We start from the raw sequence: 20,472 nt of genomic DNA on the forward strand, positions 1-20,472 counted from the left end.
CTAGTGAGGGTGACGTAAAGTCGCGTCACCAGAGCATGCCCGTAACGTCGCTTCGGTGCGGCCGTAAGATGTCCGAGTGAGTCTCTACCGTGACGAAGGCGTAGTTCTACGCACACAAAAGCTCGGTGAGGCCGACCGCATCGTCACCATCCTGGCCAAGCGTACGGGCAAGATCAGGGCAGTGGCGAGGGGCGTGCGCCGCACGAAGTCCCGCTTCGGCGCCAGGCTGGAGCCGTTCACGCACGTCGACCTGCAGCTCCACGTCGGCCGTACGCTCGACGTCGTCACGCAGGCGGAGACCCTCAGACCTTACGGCGAGGCGCTGACCGCCGACTATCCCCGCTACACCGCGGGCAGCGCGATGCTGGAGACCGCCGACCGGCTGACGCACGGGGAGAAGGAGCCGGCGCTGCGGCAGTTCCTGCTGCTGGTGGGCGGGCTGCGCACGCTGGCCGAGCGCGAGCACGAGGCCCGGCTGGTCCTGGACGCGTACTTCCTGCGCTCGCTGGCGGTGGCCGGCTACGCTCCCGCGCTCGACGCGTGCGCCAAGTGCCGGGCACCGGCGATCAGGGCGTTCGCCATCGTCGCGGGGGGCGTGGTGTGCGGGGCGTGCCGGCCGGCCGGCTCGGCCGTGCCCGCGGGGGAGACCATCGGGCTCATGACGGCGCTGCTGCGTGGCGACTGGGCCACCGCCGACGCCTCGGAGCAGCGCCACCGGAGTGAGTGCAGCGGGCTCGTTGCCGCATATCTGCAATGGCACCTCGAACACGGAATACGCTCTCTCCGACACGTCGAAAGGGAGCCTGTGTGAACGTACGACCTCCGACCCCGCATCCGTCGGGCGCGACGCCCCCGCCGATCCCGCGCGACCTGGTGCCCAAGCACGTCGCGATCATCATGGACGGCAACGGCCGCTGGGCCAAGGCTCGCGGCCTGCCCCGCATCGAGGGGCACAAAGCGGGCGAGTCCTCGCTGTTCGACGTCATCGAAGGGGCGCTCGAGCTGGGCGTGCCCTATCTGAGCGCGTTCGCGTTCTCCACGGAGAACTGGCGGCGGTCGCCCGACGAGGTCCGCTTCCTCATGGGGTTCAACCGTGACGTGATCCGGCGGCGGCGCGACGAGCTCAACGCCATGGGCGTGCGCGTCCGGTGGGCGGGCAAGCCGGGGCGGCTGTGGAAGAGCGTCATCTCGGAGCTGCAGGCGGCCGAGGAGATGACGGTCGGCAACAGCAAGCTGACGTTGCAGTTCTGCGTCAACTACGGCGGGCAGGCCGAGATCGTCGAGGCGGCGGTCAGGCTGGCCGAGGACATCGCGGCCGGGCGGGTCAAGCCGTCCAAGGTCAACGAGAAGGTGTTCGCGCGTTACCTGGACGAGCCGGAGATCCCCGAGGTGGATCTGTTCGTGCGCTCGTCGGGGGAGCAGCGCTTCTCGAACTTCCTGCTGTGGCAGTCCGCCTACGCCGAGATGGTCTTCCTCGACCGGCTGTGGCCCGACTTCGACCGCAGGGATCTGTGGGAGGCCTGCGAGGTCTTCGCCAAGCGCGACAGGCGCTACGGCGGGGCGCTTCCCAACCCGGTCTGACCTGCCCCGATCTCGGGATCGGGGCCCAGGGCTGGCTGTCGCCTATACGCGGGTATAGCCTGCTGTTCACCGGAACAGTTGGCTGTACTTGTGAGTAGGAGCTGATGCCGGATGGCTGACGCACGAAACGGCCGGCCGGGCGCCCTGGCGGGCACCGGCCACCTCGTCCGCCTGGCGCTGCGCCGCGAGCGGGGCATCGCGCCCTGGTGGATCCTCCTGATCGTGGCCCTGGCCCTGGCGCTGGTGTCCTACGTCAACCGGGCCATGGGCACGTACGAGCTGAAGCTCACCTACGTCGAACTCGCCGCCAGGAACGTCTTCCTGCGCGCGCTCGGCGGCGGCCTCATCGAGCCGCGGCTGGAGGTGATCGCGACGTGGCGCAGCGGCGGGTTCCTGTACGTGGCGAGCGCGCTCGCGGCCCTCATGTCGGTCGTGCGCCACACGCGCAGGGAGGAGGACGAGGGCAGGGCCGAGCTGGTCCGCGCCGGCATGGTGAGCCGCCACGCGCCGCTGACCGCCGCCCTGCTGGTGGCCGGCGGGATCAGCCTGGCCGGCGGGGTGCTGACCGGGGCCGTGCTCGTCGGCATGGGGTTCGAGCCCGTCGGGACCATCGCCTACGGGGCCGCGATCACGGTCGCGGGCTGGGTGTTCGGCGCCGTCGCCGCGGTGGCCGCGCAGCTCGCGCGCAGCGCCCGTACGGCCACCGCGATCAGCCTGGCCGCGCTCGGCGCCGCCTACGTGATGCGGTACGCCGGTGACGCGACCGGACAGTACTGGCTGAAGGCGCTGTCGCCGATCGGCTGGAGCCACCTGGTGCGGGCGTACCAGGACGAGCGGTGGTGGCTGCTCGGGGTGTCGGTGCTGGTCAGCGTGGTCCTGTACGCGGTCGCGTACCGGCTGCTCGACCGCCGCGACCTCGGCGAGGGCCTGCTGCCCGAGCGCCTGGGCCGGGCGTCGGCGCCGGAGCTGCGCGGCCCGATCAGCCTGGCCTGGCGGCTGCACCGCGCCCTGCTGGCCAAGTGGGCGGCCGGGGTCGCGTGCTTCGCCGCGGCCGGAGCCGCGCTCAGCCCGCTCGCCCAGGACCTGCTCTCGCGGCCGAGCCTCGTGGTGCGGAGCATCACGAACCTCCTCGGAGTGTCCGACACCGGCATCGCGCTGGGCGCGTACTCGTGGTACCTGATCCTCGTCATCGCCTACGCCGTCGCGCTCTACCCGGTGCTCATGACGGTGCGGCTGCGTTCGGAGGAGACCTCGGGCCGCGCGGAGACCGTACAGTCCACTCCGCTGACCCGCCTGCGCTGGGCGGCCGGTCACCTGGTCGTGACCGGGCTCGGCACGGCGGCGCTGATGGCCGTCGCCGGGCTCGTGTTCGGCGCGCTGTACTCGCTGCTCGTCGGCGATCTCGCCCACGACCTGCCCCGCTTCCTGGCGGGGGCGCTGAGCGCCGTGCCGGCGGCCTGGTGCGTGGGGGCGGTCTGCGTGCTCGCGTACGGGCTGCTGCCGAGGGCGAGCGTGGCGATCTCCTGGACCGTCTGGCTGCTGACCGCCGGGCTCGGCAAGGTCGTCAGCCCCCTGTACGGGCTGTGGCACGGGACCCCGCTGGAGCCGTTCCACTACATCCCCAACCCGATGCTCGGAACGCCCTTCGACGTGCGCCCCGCCCTCGCGCTGACGGCGCTCACCGCGCTGCTCGTCGGCGGCGCCCTCACGGCTCTGCGCCGCCGCGACTTCGGCTGAATGGCCTAGCATGTCGTCCCACTCGACAAGATCGGAGAGCGCATGGGCGGCCATTCCATCGAGTTGCGGTCCGACGTGGTGATCAAGCGATACCGGTCGTCGGGCTACGGCGAGCCCGAACGCGAATGGCGCGCCCTGGAGCTGCTGGGCGAGCACGATCCCGGCCTGGCCCCGGCGCCGGTGACCGCCGAGCTGGCGGCCGACCCGCCGACCGTGGTGATGTCGCGCCTGGACGGCACGACGGTGAGCGGCGAGATCGCGGGGAAACTCGTCGACGCCCTGGCCGAGGCCATCACCGGCGTCCAGCGCTCGATCCCGTCCGGGGTGCTCGACCGGGTGCCGGCGCGTGCCGGGCACCCGGTCCATCTCCTTTCGACCGTACGCGAATGGGCGGCGGCGGCCACCCCCGAACCCGCGACCGCCGAAGCCCTCCGCGCGGCCACGGACTGGGTGGCCGGGCCGGGCCTGGAGGCGAGGTTCGCGCAGCCGGGCACGCCGGTGTTCGGCACCGGTGACGGGAACCTGTCCAATTACCTGTGGGACGGCACCCGGGTCCGGGTCGTCGACTTCGAGTACTCCGGGCGCAGCGACCTCGCGTTCGAGCTGGCCGAGGTCACCGAGCACATCTCGGTCTGGGAGAACGATCCGGCCGGGTTGACCGCCGTGCTCGACCGGTTCGAGCTGACCGCCGAGGAGGCGGCCAGGCTCATGGAGTGCCGGCGCCTGCTCGCGCTCTACTGGCTGCTGCGCTGCCGCGGGGAGATCCGGCCCGCGCAGGCGGACCGGATGCTGGCCCTGCTGTAGGGCTTCTTTTGATCAAAGGGCGCTGACCACGTCCGCCAGCCGGTCCACCTGGCCCGGGTCGCTGCCGTAGCAGTAGAGCATGACCTCCTCCACGCCGAGCTCCGCATACTGTGCGACGCACTCGCGGATCTGCCCGGGCGTGGTGAGCATCCCGGAGACCATCCGCTCCGCCATGCCGGTGAACTCGTAATAGGCGCCCATCGCCGTACGGGCGTCGGTGACGACGTCCTCGGAGCCGAGCGCGACGTTCACCTGGGCGACGATGCGGGGCTCGCCGGAGCGCCCGGCTTCCCGCCAGAACTGCCGGACCGTGTCGATGAGCCCGCCGGCCCACGACGGCGCGGCGGCGGCGAGGAACCCGTCGCCCCAGCGCGCGACCCGCGCCAGCGCGGCCGGCTGGAAGCCGCCGAAGAGCACCTCGGGCCCGCCCGGCCGGGCGGGGAGCGGCCCGATCATGCCGGCGCCGTCACCGTACGGCTCGCCGGACCACAGCCGCCGCATGACGGCCATCTGCTCGTCGAGCCGCCGTCCCCGGGTGCGGAGGTCGGTGCCCGCGACGAGGTGATCGTCCTCGCGGCCGCCCACGCCGAGCCCCAGCACCAGCCGCCCGCCGGACATCCGGTCCAGGGTCGCGGCCTGCTTGGCCAGCAGGGCGGGCTCGCGCAGGGGCGCGAGCAGGACTTCGGTCTGGACGCGTACGCGGGTGGTGGCCCCGGCGACGAGGGCGAGGGCGATCAGCGGCTCGGGGTTGTCGTAGACGAGGCGGTCGAGGAGACCGAGGGTGGTGAAGGGGCCGGCATCAGCGCGCCGGGCCCAGTCGAGGAGCGCGGCGGGGTCGCTGATGGGCAGGCCAAGGCCGACGTTCATGAAGTACCTCCGTGAAGGGGCATGCGGAATCGATGCCGCCCCTCCAGGACCTCCACGATGGGGGAGGCAGGGCTCCCGTTCTGCGGCGAACTTCTGGGGAGCTCCTGATCAGAGTGATCCTCACTCTAGGGCAACCCCGCCGCTCGGGCAAAGCCGCGCTCACCCGCGATTGCTCTCGGCAGGATCCTGCTGGGCGCCCCAGTCCCAGAGCGCCTGGAGGACGGGCCCGAGGCGGCGCCCGTGCGGGGTGAGCCGATAGTGCGTACGGGGCGGCCACCCGGACCTCCGGCGGCGTTCGACCACCCCTGCCTCGGCGAGCTGCGCCAGCCGATCGGACAGCACCTTGTCCGACAACTCCGGCAGCGCCCGGCGAAGCTCCGTGAACCCCCGCTCACCCCGCAGCAGCTCGCGGATCACGAGGGTCGTCCACCGCCCGCGCAGCGCCGCGAGCGCGATCTCCACCGGACACGACGGATCCGGCTCGATGACCTCGGCCCGAGGATCGTCGGGCAGACCGGGGTGGCCAACCGTTTGGTGAGTCACGAGGGCGCCTCCTAGCGTTTCCGCGTCCACCCGATTTCTACCTGCTGTTAGGACGTGCAGGATGCGCCAACTCGCCGAACGCCCCGAGGACGTGCCCGCCGTGTTCGCCGACCGCTTCAACACCGGCGACCCGGCGGCCGTGGCCGAGGTCTACGAGGGTGGGGCGGTGTTCGTCCCCGAGCCCGGCTCCCCGCTGACCGGCCCGCAGGCCCAGGCCGCCAACGCCCGATTCATGGCCCTCGGGCTGCCGATCACCGTCCGGCCGCGGCATGTCTACACCGCGGACGACACGGCCCTGCTGATCGTGGACTGGGTCATCGACGGCATGGACCGGGACGGGCAGCAGGTCCACATCGAGGGCACCGCCACCGACGTCGCCCGCCGCGGAAGGGACGGGCGCTGGCGGTACGTCATCGACAACCCTTTCGGCGTGGCATGACGGCGGCGATCTACTGGCCTTGGTCCCGGCGGTCGGGAATCAAGGGGCCGGCTGCTCGGATCTGTGGTTCACGCACATCAGCGTCTGCTGGCCCGTCGCGACGAGCGTCCGGTGCTCGTCCTGGACGCCGAACACCTCCAGCGTGCACACGGTCAGCGTTCGTCCGGCTTTCAGGACCATCCCCACGGCCTCGAGATGATCGCCTTCGGCGGGCGCCAGGAGATTGATCTTGTACTCCACGGTGAGCACCGAGGTGTTCTCCGGGAACAGCGTGAACGCCGCATACCCGCCTGCGCTGTCCGCGATGGCGCTGGTGGCTCCCGCGTGGATGTAGCCGTGCTGCTGGGTGACCTCCGGCCGGTTGGGGAGCACGATGTGCACACATCCTGGTGCGATGTGGACTATGCGGGCACCGAGATGGCGCATCAGCCCCTGCCGTTCAAAGCTGCTCCTGATGCGCGCCTGCACTTCGGGGCTTGCCTGCTGTTCCGTCTGGTCTCTCATGTCTCCCTGCCGGTCGGTGTCATCGCGAATGTCGACCCGCGTACCGGGCTGGATCTGGTCGAGGGTCGATCCGTGGCGGGTCTCAGCCGTAAGCCTGGATGCCAGTACGTCCGTACCGTGCTCGGCCCGGCGCCGTTCGGGCAGATCGAACCCGTCAGGGGCGCTGAGCAGGCCCGAGAGGTGGCGGGGTGTCACCGCGTGGCCCGGAATCACACCGAGTCGTCCCGCCGTGCGCGGCGGGACCGGCGGACTGTCGCCGCCGCACCTTGGAATCGCACCAATTCACCTATATCACCCGACACCCGTCAAGATCAACGAGGTCGGCCAGCCCCGCAGAGCTCCCCCCTCGCCACAAGCCGCCTGATCCACTCCGCGCGCCGTTGGATCATATGTACGGGCCTGACGAAACGCCTGGAATCAGTCGAAAGTACGGCTGGGAAACAGCGGCCACTGTCCCTTCGGTCGATGCCCGCGCCGAGCCCAAGCCACAAGATCAACCCCATGCCACATGACAACACCTGCCCGGCACGGAGAAGACCGGCGCTTCTGGCCACTGTCGCAGGGCTGCTCGCCCTCGTGGCCTCCGCCTTCTCAGCGCCGGCCCCCGCCGCTGCAGCGGCGATCAGCACGCCGTTCCTGCCCAAGCCGACCGGCCCCCACCAGGTCGGCACGACATCCCTGCACCTGACCGACACCTCCCGCCCCGACCCGTGGATTCCCACGGCCAAGACGAGGGAGCTCATGATCTCCCTGTGGTACCCGACGGCGGCACGCGACGGGCAGCGTGCGCCGTACGTCACACCCAAGGAGTCGGCGCTGCTCCTGAAAGGCTCGGGGATAAAGGAACTGGAGAACATACCGCCAGATGGGCTGAGCCGGACACGGACGAACGCCTTCGTCGACGCCGAGCCGGCGGGACGCCGCCACAGCTTGCCGCTCGTGGTGATGTCGCCCGGCTTCACCTGGCCTCGCAGTTCGCTCACGGGCCTGGGCGAGGATCTGGCGAGCAGAGGCTACGTGGTGGCGAGCATCGATCACACCTACGAGAACTTCGCCACCACCTTCCCCGACGGGCGGGTCACCACCTGCGCCGCCTGCGAGAACGTCAACGCCGACGACTTCGGTCAAAAGGTGATCCGGAACCGGGCGGTCGACATCTCCTTCGTGCTCGACCAGCTGATCGGTTCACACCCCAAGTGGAAGGGCGCCTCCCTGATCAATCCCGCCCGGGTCGCGATGGCGGGCCAGTCCATCGGAGGGGCTGCCGCCCCGGAGACCATGCTGAAGGACTCCCGGGTGCGCGCCGGGATCAACATGGACGGCAGCATGTTCCTCCCGATCCCCAAGAGCGGACTCGCGCGACCGTTCATGCTGATGGGCGCCCCCGCAGGCGACAGCACGTGGAAACGTGACTGGGAGCACCTGACCGGGTGGAAACGCTGGCTGGTGGTGAAGGGGGCGGTGCACCCGTCCTTCACTGACTACGACATGCTGCTTCGGCAACTCGGCGTAGACCTCGGCGGCGACCTGAAGGGAACCCGCTCGTTGGACATCACTCGTAAGTTCGTCCGGGCCTTCCTCGACCTGCATTTGCGAGGCAGGCCACAACCTGTGCTCGACAAGCCCTCTCCGCGCTACCCCGAGGTCCAATTCTGCTCACCGCCGGCGAAGAGCTGTCAATGAGAACGCGCCAAGCCTGTGGTTCTGTGGAGGTCTTCGCCCGCCACTATCGCCGCCTGTGCGACGACCCGGACGCGTCGCGCCACCTGTCGTTCGAGGTCAGCCTGCAGGATTTGGCCCTGCGCGACCCCGAACTGGCGCCCAAACTCGCCGCCTCCGTCCGGGCCCACGAGGAACGCCTGACTACGCTGCTGCCCGGCAGAACGCACAAGGGGGCCGCCGTCACCCCGCGGTAGGCAGAGCGCCTGGCCACGGCGCTGCGCGCGCTTCCGGTCGGCCTCAGCCAGGGCGTCATCCTGGGCCTCTCCGACGCCGCCCCCGGGGTTATTTCGCCGCCGCCTGCGCACTGGTCACCCCAGACGTGCTCGGACCGCCCTGTCGGCGACTCTGGCAAGATCCAGCGATGTTAATCTTCGGACACCCGACTACGACTTGAACATTTTGGAGCATCAAGCCCTGCCTTGACGGCGAATTCGGCTTGGGTCAGGCCGCCTTCCGCTATCAGTTGACGTACTCGTGCTGGCGTGTCCCCGGCCATGGATGAATCTCATGTTCTGGTTGCGGAAATCGCAATCCGATTCCTGCTGTGCCCGTCGGGGTGCCGTTGTCGAGGTTCGGTGAGCGGGGTCGCGTCCGAGGGGTGCGGGGACCGGCAGGTCCCCGCTTGGGGGTGTGGGGGCTTGCCCCCACAGGGCGCTGCCCGAGCGCTCCATCGCGCGTAGCGCGCCTCAGTGCGAGGACCGAGCCGTTCCCCCCAGGGTTACCCGAGCTCCCCCCGGGACCCCCGAGCTTCCCCCGGGAGTCCCGGGCTTTCCGTGAGGTCAGGCGCGGCGGCGGGCGCGGTAGGCGGCTACGTGCATGCGGTTGCCGCACGTGCGGCTGTCGCAGTAGACGCGGGACCGGTTGCGGGACTCGTCGACGAAGACGCGGTCGCAGTCGGGGGCCGAGCAGGTGCGCAGGCGTTCGACCTCGCCCTCCACCAGCAAATGGGCCAGGGCGACGCCGCAGTCGGCCGCCACGTGCTCCGCCAGGGTGGAGTCCGCGGCGAAGTAGTGCACGTGCAGCGGGTGGCCGTCGTGCTCGGTCAGCCGGGGCGTGATGCGCGTCTCGGCGAGCAGGGCGTTCAGGGTGCGGACCGCCGTGGGCTGGTCGGGGGCGGTGAAGACGCGGTGGAACGCCTCCCGTACGATCCGCACCTGGCCCAGGTCGCGGGGCGTCAGCTTGGTGACGCCGCTGATCTGGCGGGACTCCACGAACGCCTGCAATTCGGCCAGGCCGGCCAGGCCCTCGTCGCCCCCGGTGGAGGGCGAGGTGTTGACCAGCTCGACAACGGTGGCCAAAGAATGCACCATGTCATGGCCAAACGGCATGTTGACTCCTGTCCGCGCCGGGTTCTAGCGTGGTCGCACTGTATCTCCTGCATGGCCGTACGGGGGTTTCTATGAGTGCACATCGCCGTATCGTGCTGATCGCGATCGTCGGTGCACTGATCATCTCCACCTCCGCCCCCTTGGTTCGGCTCTCAGGTGTATCGCCTGCCACGTCCGCGTTGTTCCGTTGCGCGTACGCCGTGCCGCCCATGATCGTGCTGGCCTGGCTGGAGCGGCGCAGGCTCGGGCCGCTGCCGCGGAAGGGGATGGTGCTGGCGTGGCTGGCGGGCGTGGTGTTCGCGCTCGATCTGCTGTTCTGGCATCACGCGATCGACTACGTGGGCGCGGGGCTGGCCACCGTGCTGGGGAATCTGCAGGTGTTCCTGGTGGCGTTCGCGGCCTGGGCGCTGTTCGGGGAGCGGCCGTCCTCCCGGTTGATGGTCGCGACGCCGGTCGTGTTCGCGGGGGTGGTGCTCATCTCCGGGGTGTTCGACAGCGCCGCCTACGGGCGCGATCCGGTCATGGGAGTGCTGGCCGGGATCGCCACGTCCATCTCGTACGCGGCGTTCCTGCTGCTCATGAAGGCCGGGCCGGCGCGGTCGGTGGGGCCGCTGGCGCACGCGACGGTGGTCGCCACCGTGGCCATCGCCCTGCTGAGCCCGCTCTTCGGCGGCGCCGACCTCATGCCGAGCTGGCCGGCGCACGGGTGGCTGCTGCTGCTCGCGCTGGGGCCGCAGGTGCTGGGATGGTCGCTGATCACGTTCTCGCTGCCGCGTCAGCCGGCCGCGCTCACCGCGTTGCTGCTGCTCGTCCAGCCCATGACGACGGTCGCGCTGTCCGCGGTGGTGCTGGGCGAGCGGCCGTCGGCGCTGCAGCTCGCCGGGTGCGCGGTGATCGTCCTCGGAGTCCTGTACGGCTCCCGCACCCGGTCGCCGCAGCCCGCCGAGACCCGCCGGAAAGAGACCCGTAAGGAGCAGGTGCCGAAGGCCGCCGGCTGACGCCGGTCAGCCCCTGGAGAAGACGGCGCAGGTGCCGAAGGCCCCCACCAGCTGACGTCGGTCAGCCCTTGGAGCAGGCGGCGCAGGTGCCGAAGACCTCGACGGTGTGGGTGATCTCGGTGAAGCCGTGCTCGCTGCCCACCGCCTCGGCCCACCGCTCGACCGCGGGGCCGGCCACCTCCACCGTGTGGCCGCAGCGGCGGCAGACCAGGTGGTGGTGATGGACGTCGCTGGCGCACGCGCGGTAGACGGACTCGCCCTCGTCCGTACGCAGCACATCGACCTGCCCGCCGTCGGCCAGCGCCTGCAGGGCGCGGTAGACGGTGGTCAGGCCGATCTTGGCTCCGTGCAGGCGCATCTCGGCATAGACGTCCTGCGCGCTGCGGAACCCCTCGCTCCTGCGGAGGGTGTCGTGCACGGCGTCGCGTCTTGTCGTCATGCGACCTCCTCCACGCGCATCTTCGGTCGCTCGCTCACTGTCGACTCCTGGGTACGGCCTCGGCGTACGAATTTACCGACACCGAGGGCCAGGACGAAGCCGGCGAGAGCAAGAAGCACGATCGCCGCGCCGGGAGGCACCTTGGCCGAGTAGGTGGAGGCGAGCAGGCCGCCCACCGAGGCGAGCACCCCGAACAGCATGGCCAGCCCCATCGTCGTCCGGAACCCCCGGGTGAGCTGCTGGCTGGTGGCCACCGGGATCACCATCAGCGCGCTGACCAGCAGCAGGCCCACCACGCGCATCGCGATCACGACGGTGAGCGCGGCGGTGACCGCGATGAGCAGGCTGAGGAAGCGGACCGGCAGGCCGCTCGCCCTGGCCATCTCCTCGTCCTGGCAGAGCACGAACAGCTCCCTGCCGAAGACCACGACCACGCCGATCACGGCCACGGCCAGCGCGGCGATGACCCAGATGTCCTGGACCGTGACGCTGGCGATGGCGCCGAACAGGTAGGAGTTCAGCTTGGCGTTGCTGCCGCCCGGCGCGATGGCCATGAGCATGACGCCGCCCGCGATCCCGCCGTAGAACAGCAGCGCCAGCGCCACGTCGCCGCTCGTCCGCCCGCGCGCCCTGACCAGCTCGATGGCCACCGCCCCGACGACGGAGACGATCACGGCGGTGAGCACGGGCGTGGTGCCGGTCAGGAAGCCGAGGGCGACGCCGGTCAGCGCCACGTGGCCGATGCCGTCACCCAGCAGCGCCAGCCTGCGCTGCACGATGAACGTCCCCACGGCGGGCGCGCACAGGCCCACCAGCAGCGCGGCCACCAGGGCGAGCTGGAAGAGCTGCTCCTGGAGCAGATCCATGATCATCGCGGTTCCCCCCATCGGCCGCCGTTCACGGCGCCTCCCCCTGCCAGCCGGTCAACGGCCCCGCGGCCGGTGTGGCCGCGTGCGGATGCTGATGCTCGTGGCCCGGCCGGGCGCAGTCGCCCTCCGGGCGCGGCGGCCTGCCGTCGTGCGCGACGCGGCCCTCGCGGATCACCACGCCGCGCGTGATGATCGGCTCCAGCGGCCCCAGCTCGTGCGCGACCAGCACCACCGTCTTGCCGTCGCGCACCAGCCCGGCCAGCGTGTCGGCCAGCAGTTGCTGCGTGTCGGCGTCCACGCCCGCCGTCGGCTCGTCCATCACGTACGTGTCCGGCTCCCCGGCCAGCGCCCGCGCGATGAGCACCCGCTGCTGCTGGCCGCCGGACAGCGACTGGACGGGGTCGTTCGCGCGGTCGGCCAGCCGGACGGCCTCCAGCGCGCCGGCCACGGCGGCCTTGTCGGCCGGGCTGGTCCTGCGCAGCCGGCTCTGCCTGGCGATCCGGCCCGAGGCCACGACCTCGCGTACGGTGGCGGGCACGCCGCCCCCGACCTGCAGCCGCTGCGGCACGTAGCCGATGCGCCACCAGTCGCGGAACCTGCCCGGCGGGGACCCGTACATCAGCGTCGAGCCGCCGGTCAGCGGCGTGAGGCCGAGCAGCGCGCGGACCAGCGTCGACTTGCCCGAGCCGTTGGCCCCCAGGAGGGCGACGACCTCGCCCGGGCAGACGGTCAGGTCGATCCCCCGCAGGACGGGCTTGCCATCGAAGGAGACCCGGCCGTCGGTCATCGCGAAGGCCGTTTCGCTCATGCCGTACACCCCAGTGCTGTTTGTAGGGTTTTGAGGTTATCGCGCATGGCTGAGAGGTAATCGCCGGAGGGTCGGCTCTCCAGCGGGTCGAGCACGGCGGTCTTCGCGCCCACCTGGTTCGCGAGCACCTCGGCCACCTTGGGGCTGACCAGGGACTCGGTGAAGATCGTGGTCACGCCCTCGGCCTTGGCCAGCTTGGCCACCTCGGAGATGCGCGCGGGCGACGGCTCGGTCTCGGGGTCGAGTGTGATGCCGACCTGCTTGAGTTTGTAACGGTCCGCCAGGTAGCCGAACGCCTCGTGCGCCGTGACCAGCGACTTGGTTCTGCACGTGCTCAGGCCCTTGGCGAACTCCTGATCGAGCGTTCCAAGCGCGCCCGCCGTCTTGGCGGCGCGGTCCTTGTACGCCTGCGCGTGCGCCGGGTCGGCGGCGGCCAGGCGCTCGCCGAGCTTGGTGGCGACGGTGGCCAGGCGGGTGGGGTCCAGCCAGAGGTGCGGGTCGTACGAGACCTCGTGGCCGTGCTCCTCCTCGCCCTCCTCGTGCCCGCTCGCGGGCAGGGTCGTGACGGCCGTGGCGGCGTCGAAGCTCTTTTCGGCGTCGACCGCGTCGTCCACGGCGGGCTGGACGCCCTTGATGTAGACGGTGAGCGCCGCCTTCTGGATCTCGGTCACCTGCTGGATGCTCAGCTCGAGGTCGTGCGGTTCGACGCCGGGGGCGGTCAGGACGGTCACGTGCGCGTCGGATCCTCCCACCTGCTCGGTCAGCCATTGGAGCGGGTAGAACGCGGCGACCACCTCCGGCTTGCCCCCTGCGGCGGTCTCGGCGGAGCCGGATCCGCAGGCAGCGGTGGTGAGGAGGGTGGCTCCGGCCAGCAATCCGACAGCGTACGACCGGGAAAATCCTGACATCATGTGAGTCAGTATGCGCCAAAATGAAAATGGTTGTCAAAATCCCCCGGCGAGGGAGCGCCGTCGCCTGGACTGAGGAGCGTAGGGAGCGTAGCGACTGGAGCGACGAGGGAAGGCGGCGGCTCGGGGCGACTGAGCCCGCCTCCGCGGAGCGGAGGCCATAAGCGCGCGAGGGAGCGCCGTCGCCTGGACTGAGGAGCGTAGGGAGCGTAGCGACTGGAGCGACGAGGGAAGGCGGCGGCTCGGAGCGACCGAGCCCGCCTCCGCGGAGCGGAGGCCATAAGCGCGCGAGGGAGCGCCGTCGCCTGGACTGAGGAGCGTAGGGAGCGTAGCGACTGGAGCGACGAGGGAAGGCGGCGGCTCGGGGCGACCGAGCCCGCCTCCGCGGAGCGGAGGCCATAAGCGCAGAGGGGATGCCGACGGCGGCTGGGGGCCAGGGCGCCGTGCGGCATCCCGCCATCACCCCGGTGAGTGCGCGCCGGCCGAGCCATAGCCGGCGCCCGAGGTGATGCTCAGGCGGCGCTCGCCCGTGTAGACGTTCATCGAGTTCCCGCGCAGGAACCCGATGAGCGTCAGCCCCTCCTCCGCGGCCAGTTCGACCGCGAGCGACGACGGCGCCGAGACCGCGGCGAGCACGGGGATGCCCCCCATGACCGCTTTCTGCACCAGTTCGAACGAGGCCCGGCCCGACACCATCAGCACCGTCCCCCGCAGGGGGAGCCGGTCGTTGCGCAGGGCCCAGCCGAGCAGCTTGTCCACCGCGTTGTGCCGGCCCACGTCCTCGCGCACGCACAGCGGCTCGCCGTCGGACGTGAACAGGCCGGCCGCGTGCAGGCCCCCGGTCCGGTCGAACACCCGCTGGGCCGCGCGCAGCCGGTCCGGCAGGGTGGCGACGGTCGGCTGCGCCAGCTCGACCGGGTCGTCCGCGGCGCTCCAGCGAGCCACCGTGCGTACCGCCTCCAGCGACGCCTTGCCGCAGACGCCGCAGGAGGACGTGGTGTAGAAGTTGCGCGGCGCGGGCGCGGCCACGCCGGGTGCCAGCCGCACGTCGAGCACGTTGTACGTGTTCCCGCCGTCCACCGTCGCGCCCGCGCAGTAGCGGATCGTGTCGAGGTCGTCCGCCGAGCCGACGGCCCCCTCGCTGACCAGGAACCCGGCGGCCAGGTCGAAGTCGTCGCCGGGCGTGCGCATGGTGACCGTCAGCGGCGTGCCGTCGAGGCGGATCTCCAGCGGCTCCTCGGCGGCCAGCGAGTCGATCTTGGGGATGCGGGCGGTGTCCTTGATCCGCAGGATCCGCCGTTTCACCGCGACCCTAGACACGAGCGCTCCTCTCGGCCCGAGTGGGCGCCCTAGACATAGCCGTACCCGAAGCGGCCCTTGACGCAGAGGTTGCCCTTGGTCACCGGGTTGTCGTGCGGCGAGCTCACCTTGACGATCTTGTTGTCCTGCACGTGCAGGGTCAGGTTGCAGCCGACCCCGCAGTAGCTGCAGACCGTCGTGGTCTCGCTCTGCCGCGACTCGTCCCAGGTGCCCTCGGCCCGCATGTCGAACTCGGTCTTGAACGACAGCGCGCCCGTCGGGCACACCTCCACGCAGTTGCCGCAGTAGACGCAGGCCGAGTCGGTGAGCGGCGCCTCGAACTCCGTGGAGATCGTCGCGTCGAACCCGCGGCCCGCCACGGCGATGGCGAAGGTGTTCTGCCACTGGTCGCCGCAGGCGTCCACGCACTTGTAGCACAGGATGCACTTGCTGTAGTCGCGTACGTAGAGGTCGTTGTCCACCTTGGCGGGCTGCTCGACCGTGGCCGCGTCGTCGCCGAAGCGCGCGGGGTCGGCGCCGTACTCCTCGGTCCACTCGGCGGCGCGGGGGGTGGTCGACAGGTCCACGGAGGAGCCGAGCAGCTCCAGCACCACCTTGCGGCTCTGCCGGGCGCGCTCGGTGTCGGTGCCGACCTTCATGCCGGCCTCGGCCTTGCGGGAGCAGGCGGGCGCCAGCGTCCTGGCGCCCTCCACCTCGACGACGCAGACGCGGCAGGCGTTCTTCGGGGTCAGCGTGTCGCCGTAGCAGAGGGTGGGGATGTCCTTGCCCGCCGCGTGGCAGGCGTCGAGGATCGTCGAGCCCTCCGGCACCCGTACGTCCTCGCCGTCGATCTGGACGTCGATGAGCCGCCGGGGCGGCTGGAGCGGGATCATCTGAACACTCCCAGACGGTCGATGGCCGATTCGACGGCGTTCCAGGCGGTCTGTCCGAGGCCGCAGATCGAGGCGTCCCGCATGGTCTGGCCGACCTCGCGCAGCAGCACGAGATCGTCGTCGGAGACCCGGCGCGAGAGCCGGTGCAGGGCCTCCTCCTGCCGTACGGTGCCCACCCGGCAGGGCACGCACTGGCCGCAGGACTCGTCGCGGAAGAACTCCGCGATGCGCAGCAGCAGCCGTTTCATGTCCACGGTGTCGTCGATGACGAGCACCACGCCGGAGCCGAGCGTCGCCCCCGCGTTCCTGGTGCCCTCGAAGGTGAGAGGGATGTCCAGGTCGGTGACGAACGCGCCGGCCGCGCCGCCGAGCAGCACCGCGCGGGTCGTGCCGGTGGTGCCGGTCAGATCCAGCAGCTCGCGCAGCGTCGCGCCGAACGTGAGCTCGTACACGCCGGGCCGCTCGACCGCGCCCGAGACGCAGAACAGCTTGGGCTCGGCCGCCGCGTACGCCCGGGCGCCGCGCTCCAGGATCGGCAGCACGTTGACCAGCGTCTCGACGTTGTTGACCACGGTCGGCTTGCCGAACAGCCCCTTCTCCACGGGGAACGGCGGCTTGCTGCGTGGCTCGCCCCGCTGCCCCTCGATGGAGTTGAAGATCGCGGTCTCCTCGCCGCAGATGTACGCGCCCGCGCCCCTGCGCAGCTCGATGTCGAACGACAGGCCCTTGCCGAGGATGTCGTCGCCGAGCAGGCCCCGCGCGCGGGCGGTCGCGATGGCGTGCTGGAGCCGCGCGGTCGCCCTGGGGTATTCGCCCCTGATGTAGAGGTATCCCTTGGCGCAGCCGGTGGCGTAGGCGGCGATCGTCATCGCTTCCACCAGCGCGTACGGGTCGCCCTCCATGATCACGCGGTCCTTGAACGTGCCCGGCTCGCTCTCGTCGGCGTTGCAGACCAGGTAGTGCGGGTGGTCGGGCTGGCGCGCGGTGGCGTCCCACTTGCGGCCGGTCGGGAACGCGGCGCCGCCCCGGCCGACCAGCCCCGACTCCAGGACCTCCCGGATGACCCCGGCGGGCCCCAGCTCGAACGCCCTCCTGAGCGCGGTGTAGCCGCCGGCCGCCCGGTAGTCGTCCAGGCTCGCGGGGTCGGTCGTGCCGACCCTCCTGAGCAGCGTCAGCCCGTCCTGCCCGGCCTGCGGCACGGCCGCCGCCACCGGGGCGTCACCGGCGACGTCGAGGCTCGGGGTGGTGCCGTTGGGGGTGGGGGAGCCGAGGGTCAGGGAGGCGTTCGCGGGCGCGTACACCTGGGCCTTGGGAGGCGTGCCCGCCTCCAGGGCGAGCGCGGCGGGGGCCCGCTCGCACAGGCCCAGGCAGGGGCTCTCGTGCCACGACGTGCCGGGCGGGCCGAGCCGCTCCTCCACCTGCCTGCGTACGTCCTCGCCGCCCTTGGCCTGGCAGGCCAGGTCGGTGCAGACGTGCAGCACCCGCTTCGGGCGCGGCTCCATGGAGAACAGCGAGTAGAACGTCGCCACCCCGTACGCCTCGGCGGGTGGCACGGTCAGGCGGCGGCAGATGTAGTCGAGCGCGCCCTCGCTGATCCACCCGACCCGGTCGTTGACCGCGTGCAGCGCGGGCAGCAGCATGTCGCGCTGGGACTCGGCGCGCACGGCCACCCGCAGGTCGGCCTCGCTCCTCCCGCCGCCGTCCCACGCCGACGCGGGCGGCCCGAGCAGGGCGTCGACGGCCGCGCGCTCCTCCTCGGACGGCTCTGCGCCGCGGAACCTCAGATCCATCTGATCACCCGGCCTTCACGAGCTTCTCGACGCGTACGGCCGCCGCCTTGAACTCGGCGGTGCCCGCGATGGGGCAGGTGGCCTCGATGGTGAGGGAGTTGGTGTCCACTTCGTCCGGGAAGTGCATGGTCATGAACACCAGCCCCGGCCGCAGGGCGGGGTCGATGAAGACGGGCGCGACCACCGACCCGCGCCGCGAGGTGATCCGCACCTCCTCGCCCGCGACGACGCCGAGCCGGTCGGCGTCCTCGGGGCAGAGCTCCACCGTCTCGCCCCGGCGCAGGGGAGAGGCGAACCCGGAGGACTGCACGCCCGTGTTGTAGGAGTCGAGCCGCCGCCCGGTCGTCAGCCGAAGCGGATATTCCTCGTCCAGCAGGTCCACCGGCGGCGAGTGGCGCAGCACCGCGAACGGCGCCGGCGTGCCCCGCCTGACCGGGTCGCTCTCCCACAGCCTGCCGTGCAGGTAGGGCGGCTCCAGGGAGTCCTCCGACGGGCAGGGCCACTGGATGCCCTGCAGGTCGGCCAGCCGCTGGTAGGTCATGCCGTGGTGCTGGGGCGACATGGCGCGCAGCTCGTTCCAGACCTCTTCGGCGCCGTCGTAGTGCCAGTCGTGGCCCAGCCTGCGGGCCAGCTCGCACATGATCCAGATGTCGTCGCGCGCCTCGCCCGGCGGATCGAGAGCCTTGCGCACCCGCTGGACCCGGCGCTCGCTGTTGGTGAACGTGCCGTCCGCCTCGCACCAGGCGGCGCTCGCGGGCAGCACGACGTCGGCCATCTGGGCGGTCTTGGTGAGGAAGATGTCCTGCACGACCAGGTGGTCGAGCATGGACAGGCGCTTGATGCAGGCCAGCGAGTCGGCCTCGGACTGCACGGGGTTCTCACCGATGAGATAGCAGGTGGTCACCTCGCCTTCGGCCATGGCCTCCAGCATCTGGGTGAGGTTGAGGCCGTAGCGCGGCTGGATCTCCCTGCCCCACGCGCTCTCGAAACGCGCCCTGATGCCCGGGTCGAGGAGGTCCTGGAAGCCGGGCAGGCGGTTGGGGATGGCGCCCATGTCGCCGCCGCCCTGCACGTTGTTCTGGCCGCGCAGCGGCGACAGTCCGGAGCCGTAGCGGCCGACGTGGCCGGTGAGCAGCGACAGGTTGATCAGGGCCCGTACGTTGTCCGTCGCGTTGTGGTGCTCGGTGATGCCGAGCGTCCAGCACAGCTGGGCGCGGTCGGCGCGGGCGTAGGCGTGGGCCAGCTCGCGGATGGCGTGCGCGGGCACGCCGGTGACCTGCTCGGCGACGGTGAGCGTCCAGGGCTCGACCGACTCCTTGAACTCCTCGAACCCGACCGTGGCCCGCTCGATGAACGCCTCGTTGTGCAGCCCGGCGTGGATGATCTCCCTGGCCACCGCGTGGGCGAGGGGGATGTCGGTGCCCACGTTCAGCCCGAGCCACAGGTCGGCCCACTGGGCGGTGCCGGTGCGGCGCGGGTCCACCGCGAACATCCGGGCCCCGTTGTGGATGCCCTTCAGCACGTGCTGGAAGAAGATGGGGTGGGCGTTACGCGCCGCCGAACCCCACATCACGATCACATCGGTGTCCTCCACCTCCTGGTAGGAGGACGTGCCGCCACCGCTGCCGAACACCGCCGACAGCCCCGCCACGCTCGGCGCGTGGCAGGTGCGGTTGCAGGAGTCCACGTTGTTGGTGCCGATCACCACGCGGGTGAACTTCTGCCCGACGTAGTTCATCTCGTTGGTGGAACGGGCGCACGACAACATGGCGAAGCAGTCGGGCCCATGTGCGGCGAGGTTGCGGCGGAAGCCCTCCGCCGCCCGCTCCAGGGCCTCCTCCCAGGTCGCCCTGCGCAGCACGCCGTTCTCACGCACCAGTGGATGGGTCAGGCGGTCATAGCTCATGATCCCTCCATTCTGTATACAGGCTACGGTATTCCTCGCTAGACCGCGCGGACAAGGTTGGCGTTGAGGAGGTCGCTCACCGCGTGGATCGCGCGCAGCGTCGGCACCTCGGCGCCGGTGAGGTCGGCCAGCTCGACCACCGCCGCGAGCAGCACGTCCAGCTCCAGCGGCTTGCCCTTCTCCAGGTCCTGCAGCGTGGAGGTCTTGTGCTCGCCCGCCTTCTCCGCCCCCTTCAGGCGGCGCTCGATGGAGATCCCCGGGTCGCACCCGACCCGCCTGGCCACCTCGACGGTCTCCCGCATCATGGCCACGACCAGCTCCCTGGCGCCGTCGTGGCGGCAGATCCCGGCCATGGTCGCCCTGGCCAGCGCGCTGATCGGGTTGAAGGCGATGTTGCCCATGAGCTTGACCCACACGTCTTTGCGCAGGTCGCGCTCCACCGGGCACTTGAGCCCGCCCGCTATGGCGGCCTGGCTGAAGGCGTCGCACCGCTCGGTCAGCTCGCCGTCCGGCTCGCCGATGGAGAAGCGGGTGCCCTCGAGGTGGCGGATCACGCCGGGCCGCTCGATCTCGGTGGCGGCGTACACGACGCAGCCGACGGCACGGTTCAGGGGCAGCGCGGTCGTGACCGCGCCGCCCGGGTCGACGCTCTCGATGCGGTAGCCCTCGTAGGGGCCCTTGAGCCCGTGGAAGTACCACCACGGGATGCCGTTCTGCGCGGCGATGATGCTCGTGGCCTCGTGCAGGAGCGGCCTGATCATGGGGCCGGCGGAGGCGTAGCTGTTCGCCTTGAGGCCCAGGAAGACGTGGTCCACCGGGCCGACCTGGGTGGGGTCGTCGGTGGCATGGGGATGGGCGGTGAAGTCGCCTCGGGGGGTGAGCACCCGCACACCGGCGCGCCGGATCGCCTGGAGGTGCTCGCCTCTCGCGATGAGGTGCACCTCGACTCCCGCCCGGTGGAGGGCGGCCCCCACGTATGCGCCGATGGCGCCGGCGCCAAGAACAGCGACCTTCATGCTGCGCTCCGTTCTCGCGTC

The 20,472-nt window shown here is 71.1% G+C and carries 21 protein-coding genes; 8 read left to right on the top strand and 13 right to left on the bottom strand.

The window, feature by feature from the left end:
- Positions 1–76: 76 nt before the first annotated feature.
- The 4 genes from recO (at position 77) to H4W80_RS48040 (ending at position 4,122) form a co-directional block, all read left to right on the top strand.
- Positions 77–811 carry a DNA repair protein RecO gene (gene recO, locus H4W80_RS48025; protein WP_192791161.1) on the top strand — a complete coding sequence of 245 codons (735 nt, stop codon included), beginning with the start codon at positions 77–79 and terminating at the stop codon, positions 809–811.
- Complete coding sequence (locus tag H4W80_RS48030; protein ID WP_192791162.1) at positions 808–1,581, top strand: isoprenyl transferase; 774 nt, start codon at positions 808–810, stop codon at positions 1,579–1,581. The genes recO and H4W80_RS48030 overlap by 4 nt, the downstream gene beginning before the upstream one ends.
- A 111-nt stretch (positions 1,582–1,692) precedes the next feature.
- Positions 1,693–3,318: an ABC transporter permease gene (locus H4W80_RS48035; RefSeq protein WP_192791163.1), complete on the top strand. Its 1,626-nt coding sequence runs from the start codon at positions 1,693–1,695 to the stop codon at positions 3,316–3,318.
- A 42-nt stretch (positions 3,319–3,360) separates the two neighbouring features.
- Positions 3,361–4,122, top strand: coding sequence for a phosphotransferase family protein (locus tag H4W80_RS48040; protein ID WP_192791164.1), 762 nt, complete (start codon positions 3,361–3,363; stop codon positions 4,120–4,122).
- A 12-nt stretch (positions 4,123–4,134) separates the two neighbouring features.
- Here H4W80_RS48040 and H4W80_RS48045 read toward each other — a convergent pair whose 3' ends face one another.
- Together H4W80_RS48045 and H4W80_RS48050 are read right to left on the bottom strand one after the other, a co-directional pair.
- Positions 4,135–4,989, bottom strand: a complete 855-nt coding sequence (locus H4W80_RS48045) for an LLM class flavin-dependent oxidoreductase (RefSeq protein ID WP_192791165.1) — start codon at positions 4,987–4,989, stop codon at positions 4,135–4,137.
- A gap of 159 nt (positions 4,990–5,148) precedes the next feature.
- Entirely contained in the window at positions 5,149–5,532 is a 384-nt protein-coding gene (locus H4W80_RS48050; protein ID WP_192791166.1) for a winged helix-turn-helix transcriptional regulator, read from the bottom strand.
- 61 nt (positions 5,533–5,593) lie between these two features.
- Between H4W80_RS48050 and H4W80_RS48055 the strand changes: the two genes are divergently transcribed.
- Positions 5,594–5,971, top strand: a complete 378-nt coding sequence (locus tag H4W80_RS48055; RefSeq protein ID WP_192791167.1) for a YybH family protein — start codon at positions 5,594–5,596, stop codon at positions 5,969–5,971.
- A 39-nt stretch (positions 5,972–6,010) separates the two neighbouring features.
- On the opposite strand, the gene H4W80_RS64055 is transcribed toward H4W80_RS48055, so the two are convergent.
- Entirely contained in the window at positions 6,011–6,688 is a 678-nt protein-coding gene (locus H4W80_RS64055) for a PaaI family thioesterase (protein ID WP_318787396.1), read from the bottom strand.
- Between the two features lie 363 nt (positions 6,689–7,051).
- Here H4W80_RS64055 and H4W80_RS48065 point away from each other — a divergent pair, with 363 nt between their 5' ends.
- Both H4W80_RS48065 and H4W80_RS48070 read left to right on the top strand, forming a co-directional pair.
- Complete coding sequence (locus H4W80_RS48065; RefSeq protein ID WP_318787397.1) at positions 7,052–8,158, top strand: alpha/beta hydrolase family protein; 1,107 nt, start codon at positions 7,052–7,054, stop codon at positions 8,156–8,158.
- Positions 8,155–8,391 carry a hypothetical protein gene (locus H4W80_RS48070; RefSeq protein WP_192791169.1) on the top strand — a complete coding sequence of 79 codons (237 nt, stop codon included), beginning with the start codon at positions 8,155–8,157 and terminating at the stop codon, positions 8,389–8,391. Before H4W80_RS48065 ends, H4W80_RS48070 begins: the two co-directional genes overlap by 4 nt.
- A gap of 585 nt (positions 8,392–8,976) precedes the next feature.
- On the opposite strand, the gene H4W80_RS48075 is transcribed toward H4W80_RS48070, so the two are convergent.
- Positions 8,977–9,504 carry a CGNR zinc finger domain-containing protein gene (locus H4W80_RS48075; RefSeq protein ID WP_318787646.1) on the bottom strand — a complete coding sequence of 176 codons (528 nt, stop codon included), beginning with the start codon at positions 9,502–9,504 and terminating at the stop codon, positions 8,977–8,979.
- A gap of 92 nt (positions 9,505–9,596) precedes the next feature.
- Here H4W80_RS48075 and H4W80_RS48080 point away from each other — a divergent pair, with 92 nt between their 5' ends.
- Complete coding sequence (locus tag H4W80_RS48080; RefSeq protein WP_225964067.1) at positions 9,597–10,523, top strand: DMT family transporter; 927 nt, start codon at positions 9,597–9,599, stop codon at positions 10,521–10,523.
- A gap of 61 nt (positions 10,524–10,584) precedes the next feature.
- Here the strand turns inward: H4W80_RS48080 and H4W80_RS48085 are convergent, their stop codons facing one another.
- From H4W80_RS48085 to H4W80_RS48125, 9 genes are all read right to left on the bottom strand, one after another.
- Entirely contained in the window at positions 10,585–10,962 is a 378-nt protein-coding gene (locus H4W80_RS48085; RefSeq protein WP_192791172.1) for a Fur family transcriptional regulator, read from the bottom strand.
- On the bottom strand, positions 10,959–11,831 hold the full coding sequence (locus tag H4W80_RS48090) for a metal ABC transporter permease (protein ID WP_313047587.1): 873 nt from the start codon (positions 11,829–11,831) through the stop codon (positions 10,959–10,961). The genes H4W80_RS48085 and H4W80_RS48090 overlap by 4 nt, the downstream gene beginning before the upstream one ends.
- Positions 11,832–11,859: 28 nt before the next feature.
- Entirely contained in the window at positions 11,860–12,639 is a 780-nt protein-coding gene (locus tag H4W80_RS48095) for a metal ABC transporter ATP-binding protein (RefSeq protein WP_192791173.1), read from the bottom strand.
- The gene (locus H4W80_RS48100) at positions 12,636–13,550 is read right to left on the bottom strand and encodes a metal ABC transporter substrate-binding protein (RefSeq protein ID WP_225964068.1); all 915 of its coding nucleotides are present in this window, start codon (positions 13,548–13,550) and stop codon (positions 12,636–12,638) included. The genes H4W80_RS48095 and H4W80_RS48100 overlap by 4 nt, the downstream gene beginning before the upstream one ends.
- A gap of 456 nt (positions 13,551–14,006) precedes the next feature.
- Positions 14,007–14,867, bottom strand: coding sequence for a formate dehydrogenase accessory sulfurtransferase FdhD (fdhD, locus tag H4W80_RS48105; protein ID WP_192791174.1), 861 nt, complete (start codon positions 14,865–14,867; stop codon positions 14,007–14,009).
- A 29-nt stretch (positions 14,868–14,896) separates the two neighbouring features.
- Entirely contained in the window at positions 14,897–15,739 is an 843-nt protein-coding gene (locus tag H4W80_RS48110; RefSeq protein ID WP_192791175.1) for a 2Fe-2S iron-sulfur cluster-binding protein, read from the bottom strand.
- A complete protein-coding gene (locus tag H4W80_RS48115; RefSeq protein WP_192791176.1) occupies positions 15,736–17,529 on the bottom strand; it encodes an NAD(P)H-dependent oxidoreductase subunit E in 1,794 nt (597 codons plus the stop codon). The genes H4W80_RS48110 and H4W80_RS48115 overlap by 4 nt, the downstream gene beginning before the upstream one ends.
- Before the next feature lie 4 nt (positions 17,530–17,533).
- The gene (locus H4W80_RS48120; RefSeq protein WP_192791177.1) at positions 17,534–19,435 is read right to left on the bottom strand and encodes a molybdopterin oxidoreductase family protein; all 1,902 of its coding nucleotides are present in this window, start codon (positions 19,433–19,435) and stop codon (positions 17,534–17,536) included.
- 38 nt (positions 19,436–19,473) lie between these two features.
- The gene (locus tag H4W80_RS48125; RefSeq protein WP_192791178.1) at positions 19,474–20,451 is read right to left on the bottom strand and encodes a 2-dehydropantoate 2-reductase; all 978 of its coding nucleotides are present in this window, start codon (positions 20,449–20,451) and stop codon (positions 19,474–19,476) included.
- Positions 20,452–20,472 lie beyond the last annotated feature (21 nt).

This window comes from Nonomuraea angiospora (assembly GCF_014873145.1).
Lineage (GTDB): Bacteria > Actinomycetota > Actinomycetes > Streptosporangiales > Streptosporangiaceae > Nonomuraea > Nonomuraea angiospora.

Coding starts and splice junctions, on each gene's coding strand:
- H4W80_RS48110 (WP_192791175.1), bottom strand. CDS start 15,739: ATGATCCCGCTCCAGCCGCCCCGGCGGCTCATCGACGTCCAGATCGAC.
- H4W80_RS48120 (WP_192791177.1), bottom strand. CDS start 19,435: ATGAGCTATGACCGCCTGACCCATCCACTGGTGCGTGAGAACGGCGTG.
- H4W80_RS48070 (WP_192791169.1), top strand. CDS start 8,155: ATGAGAACGCGCCAAGCCTGTGGTTCTGTGGAGGTCTTCGCCCGCCAC.
- H4W80_RS48125 (WP_192791178.1), bottom strand. CDS start 20,451: ATGAAGGTCGCTGTTCTTGGCGCCGGCGCCATCGGCGCATACGTGGGG.
- H4W80_RS48045 (WP_192791165.1), bottom strand. CDS start 4,989: ATGAACGTCGGCCTTGGCCTGCCCATCAGCGACCCCGCCGCGCTCCTC.
- H4W80_RS48115 (WP_192791176.1), bottom strand. CDS start 17,529: ATGGATCTGAGGTTCCGCGGCGCAGAGCCGTCCGAGGAGGAGCGCGCG.
- H4W80_RS48100 (WP_225964068.1), bottom strand. CDS start 13,550: ATGATGTCAGGATTTTCCCGGTCGTACGCTGTCGGATTGCTGGCCGGA.
- H4W80_RS48085 (WP_192791172.1), bottom strand. CDS start 10,962: ATGACGACAAGACGCGACGCCGTGCACGACACCCTCCGCAGGAGCGAG.
- H4W80_RS48055 (WP_192791167.1), top strand. CDS start 5,594: ATGCGCCAACTCGCCGAACGCCCCGAGGACGTGCCCGCCGTGTTCGCC.
- H4W80_RS48035 (WP_192791163.1), top strand. CDS start 1,693: ATGGCTGACGCACGAAACGGCCGGCCGGGCGCCCTGGCGGGCACCGGC.
- H4W80_RS48080 (WP_225964067.1), top strand. CDS start 9,597: ATGAGTGCACATCGCCGTATCGTGCTGATCGCGATCGTCGGTGCACTG.
- H4W80_RS48040 (WP_192791164.1), top strand. CDS start 3,361: ATGGGCGGCCATTCCATCGAGTTGCGGTCCGACGTGGTGATCAAGCGA.
- H4W80_RS48095 (WP_192791173.1), bottom strand. CDS start 12,639: ATGAGCGAAACGGCCTTCGCGATGACCGACGGCCGGGTCTCCTTCGAT.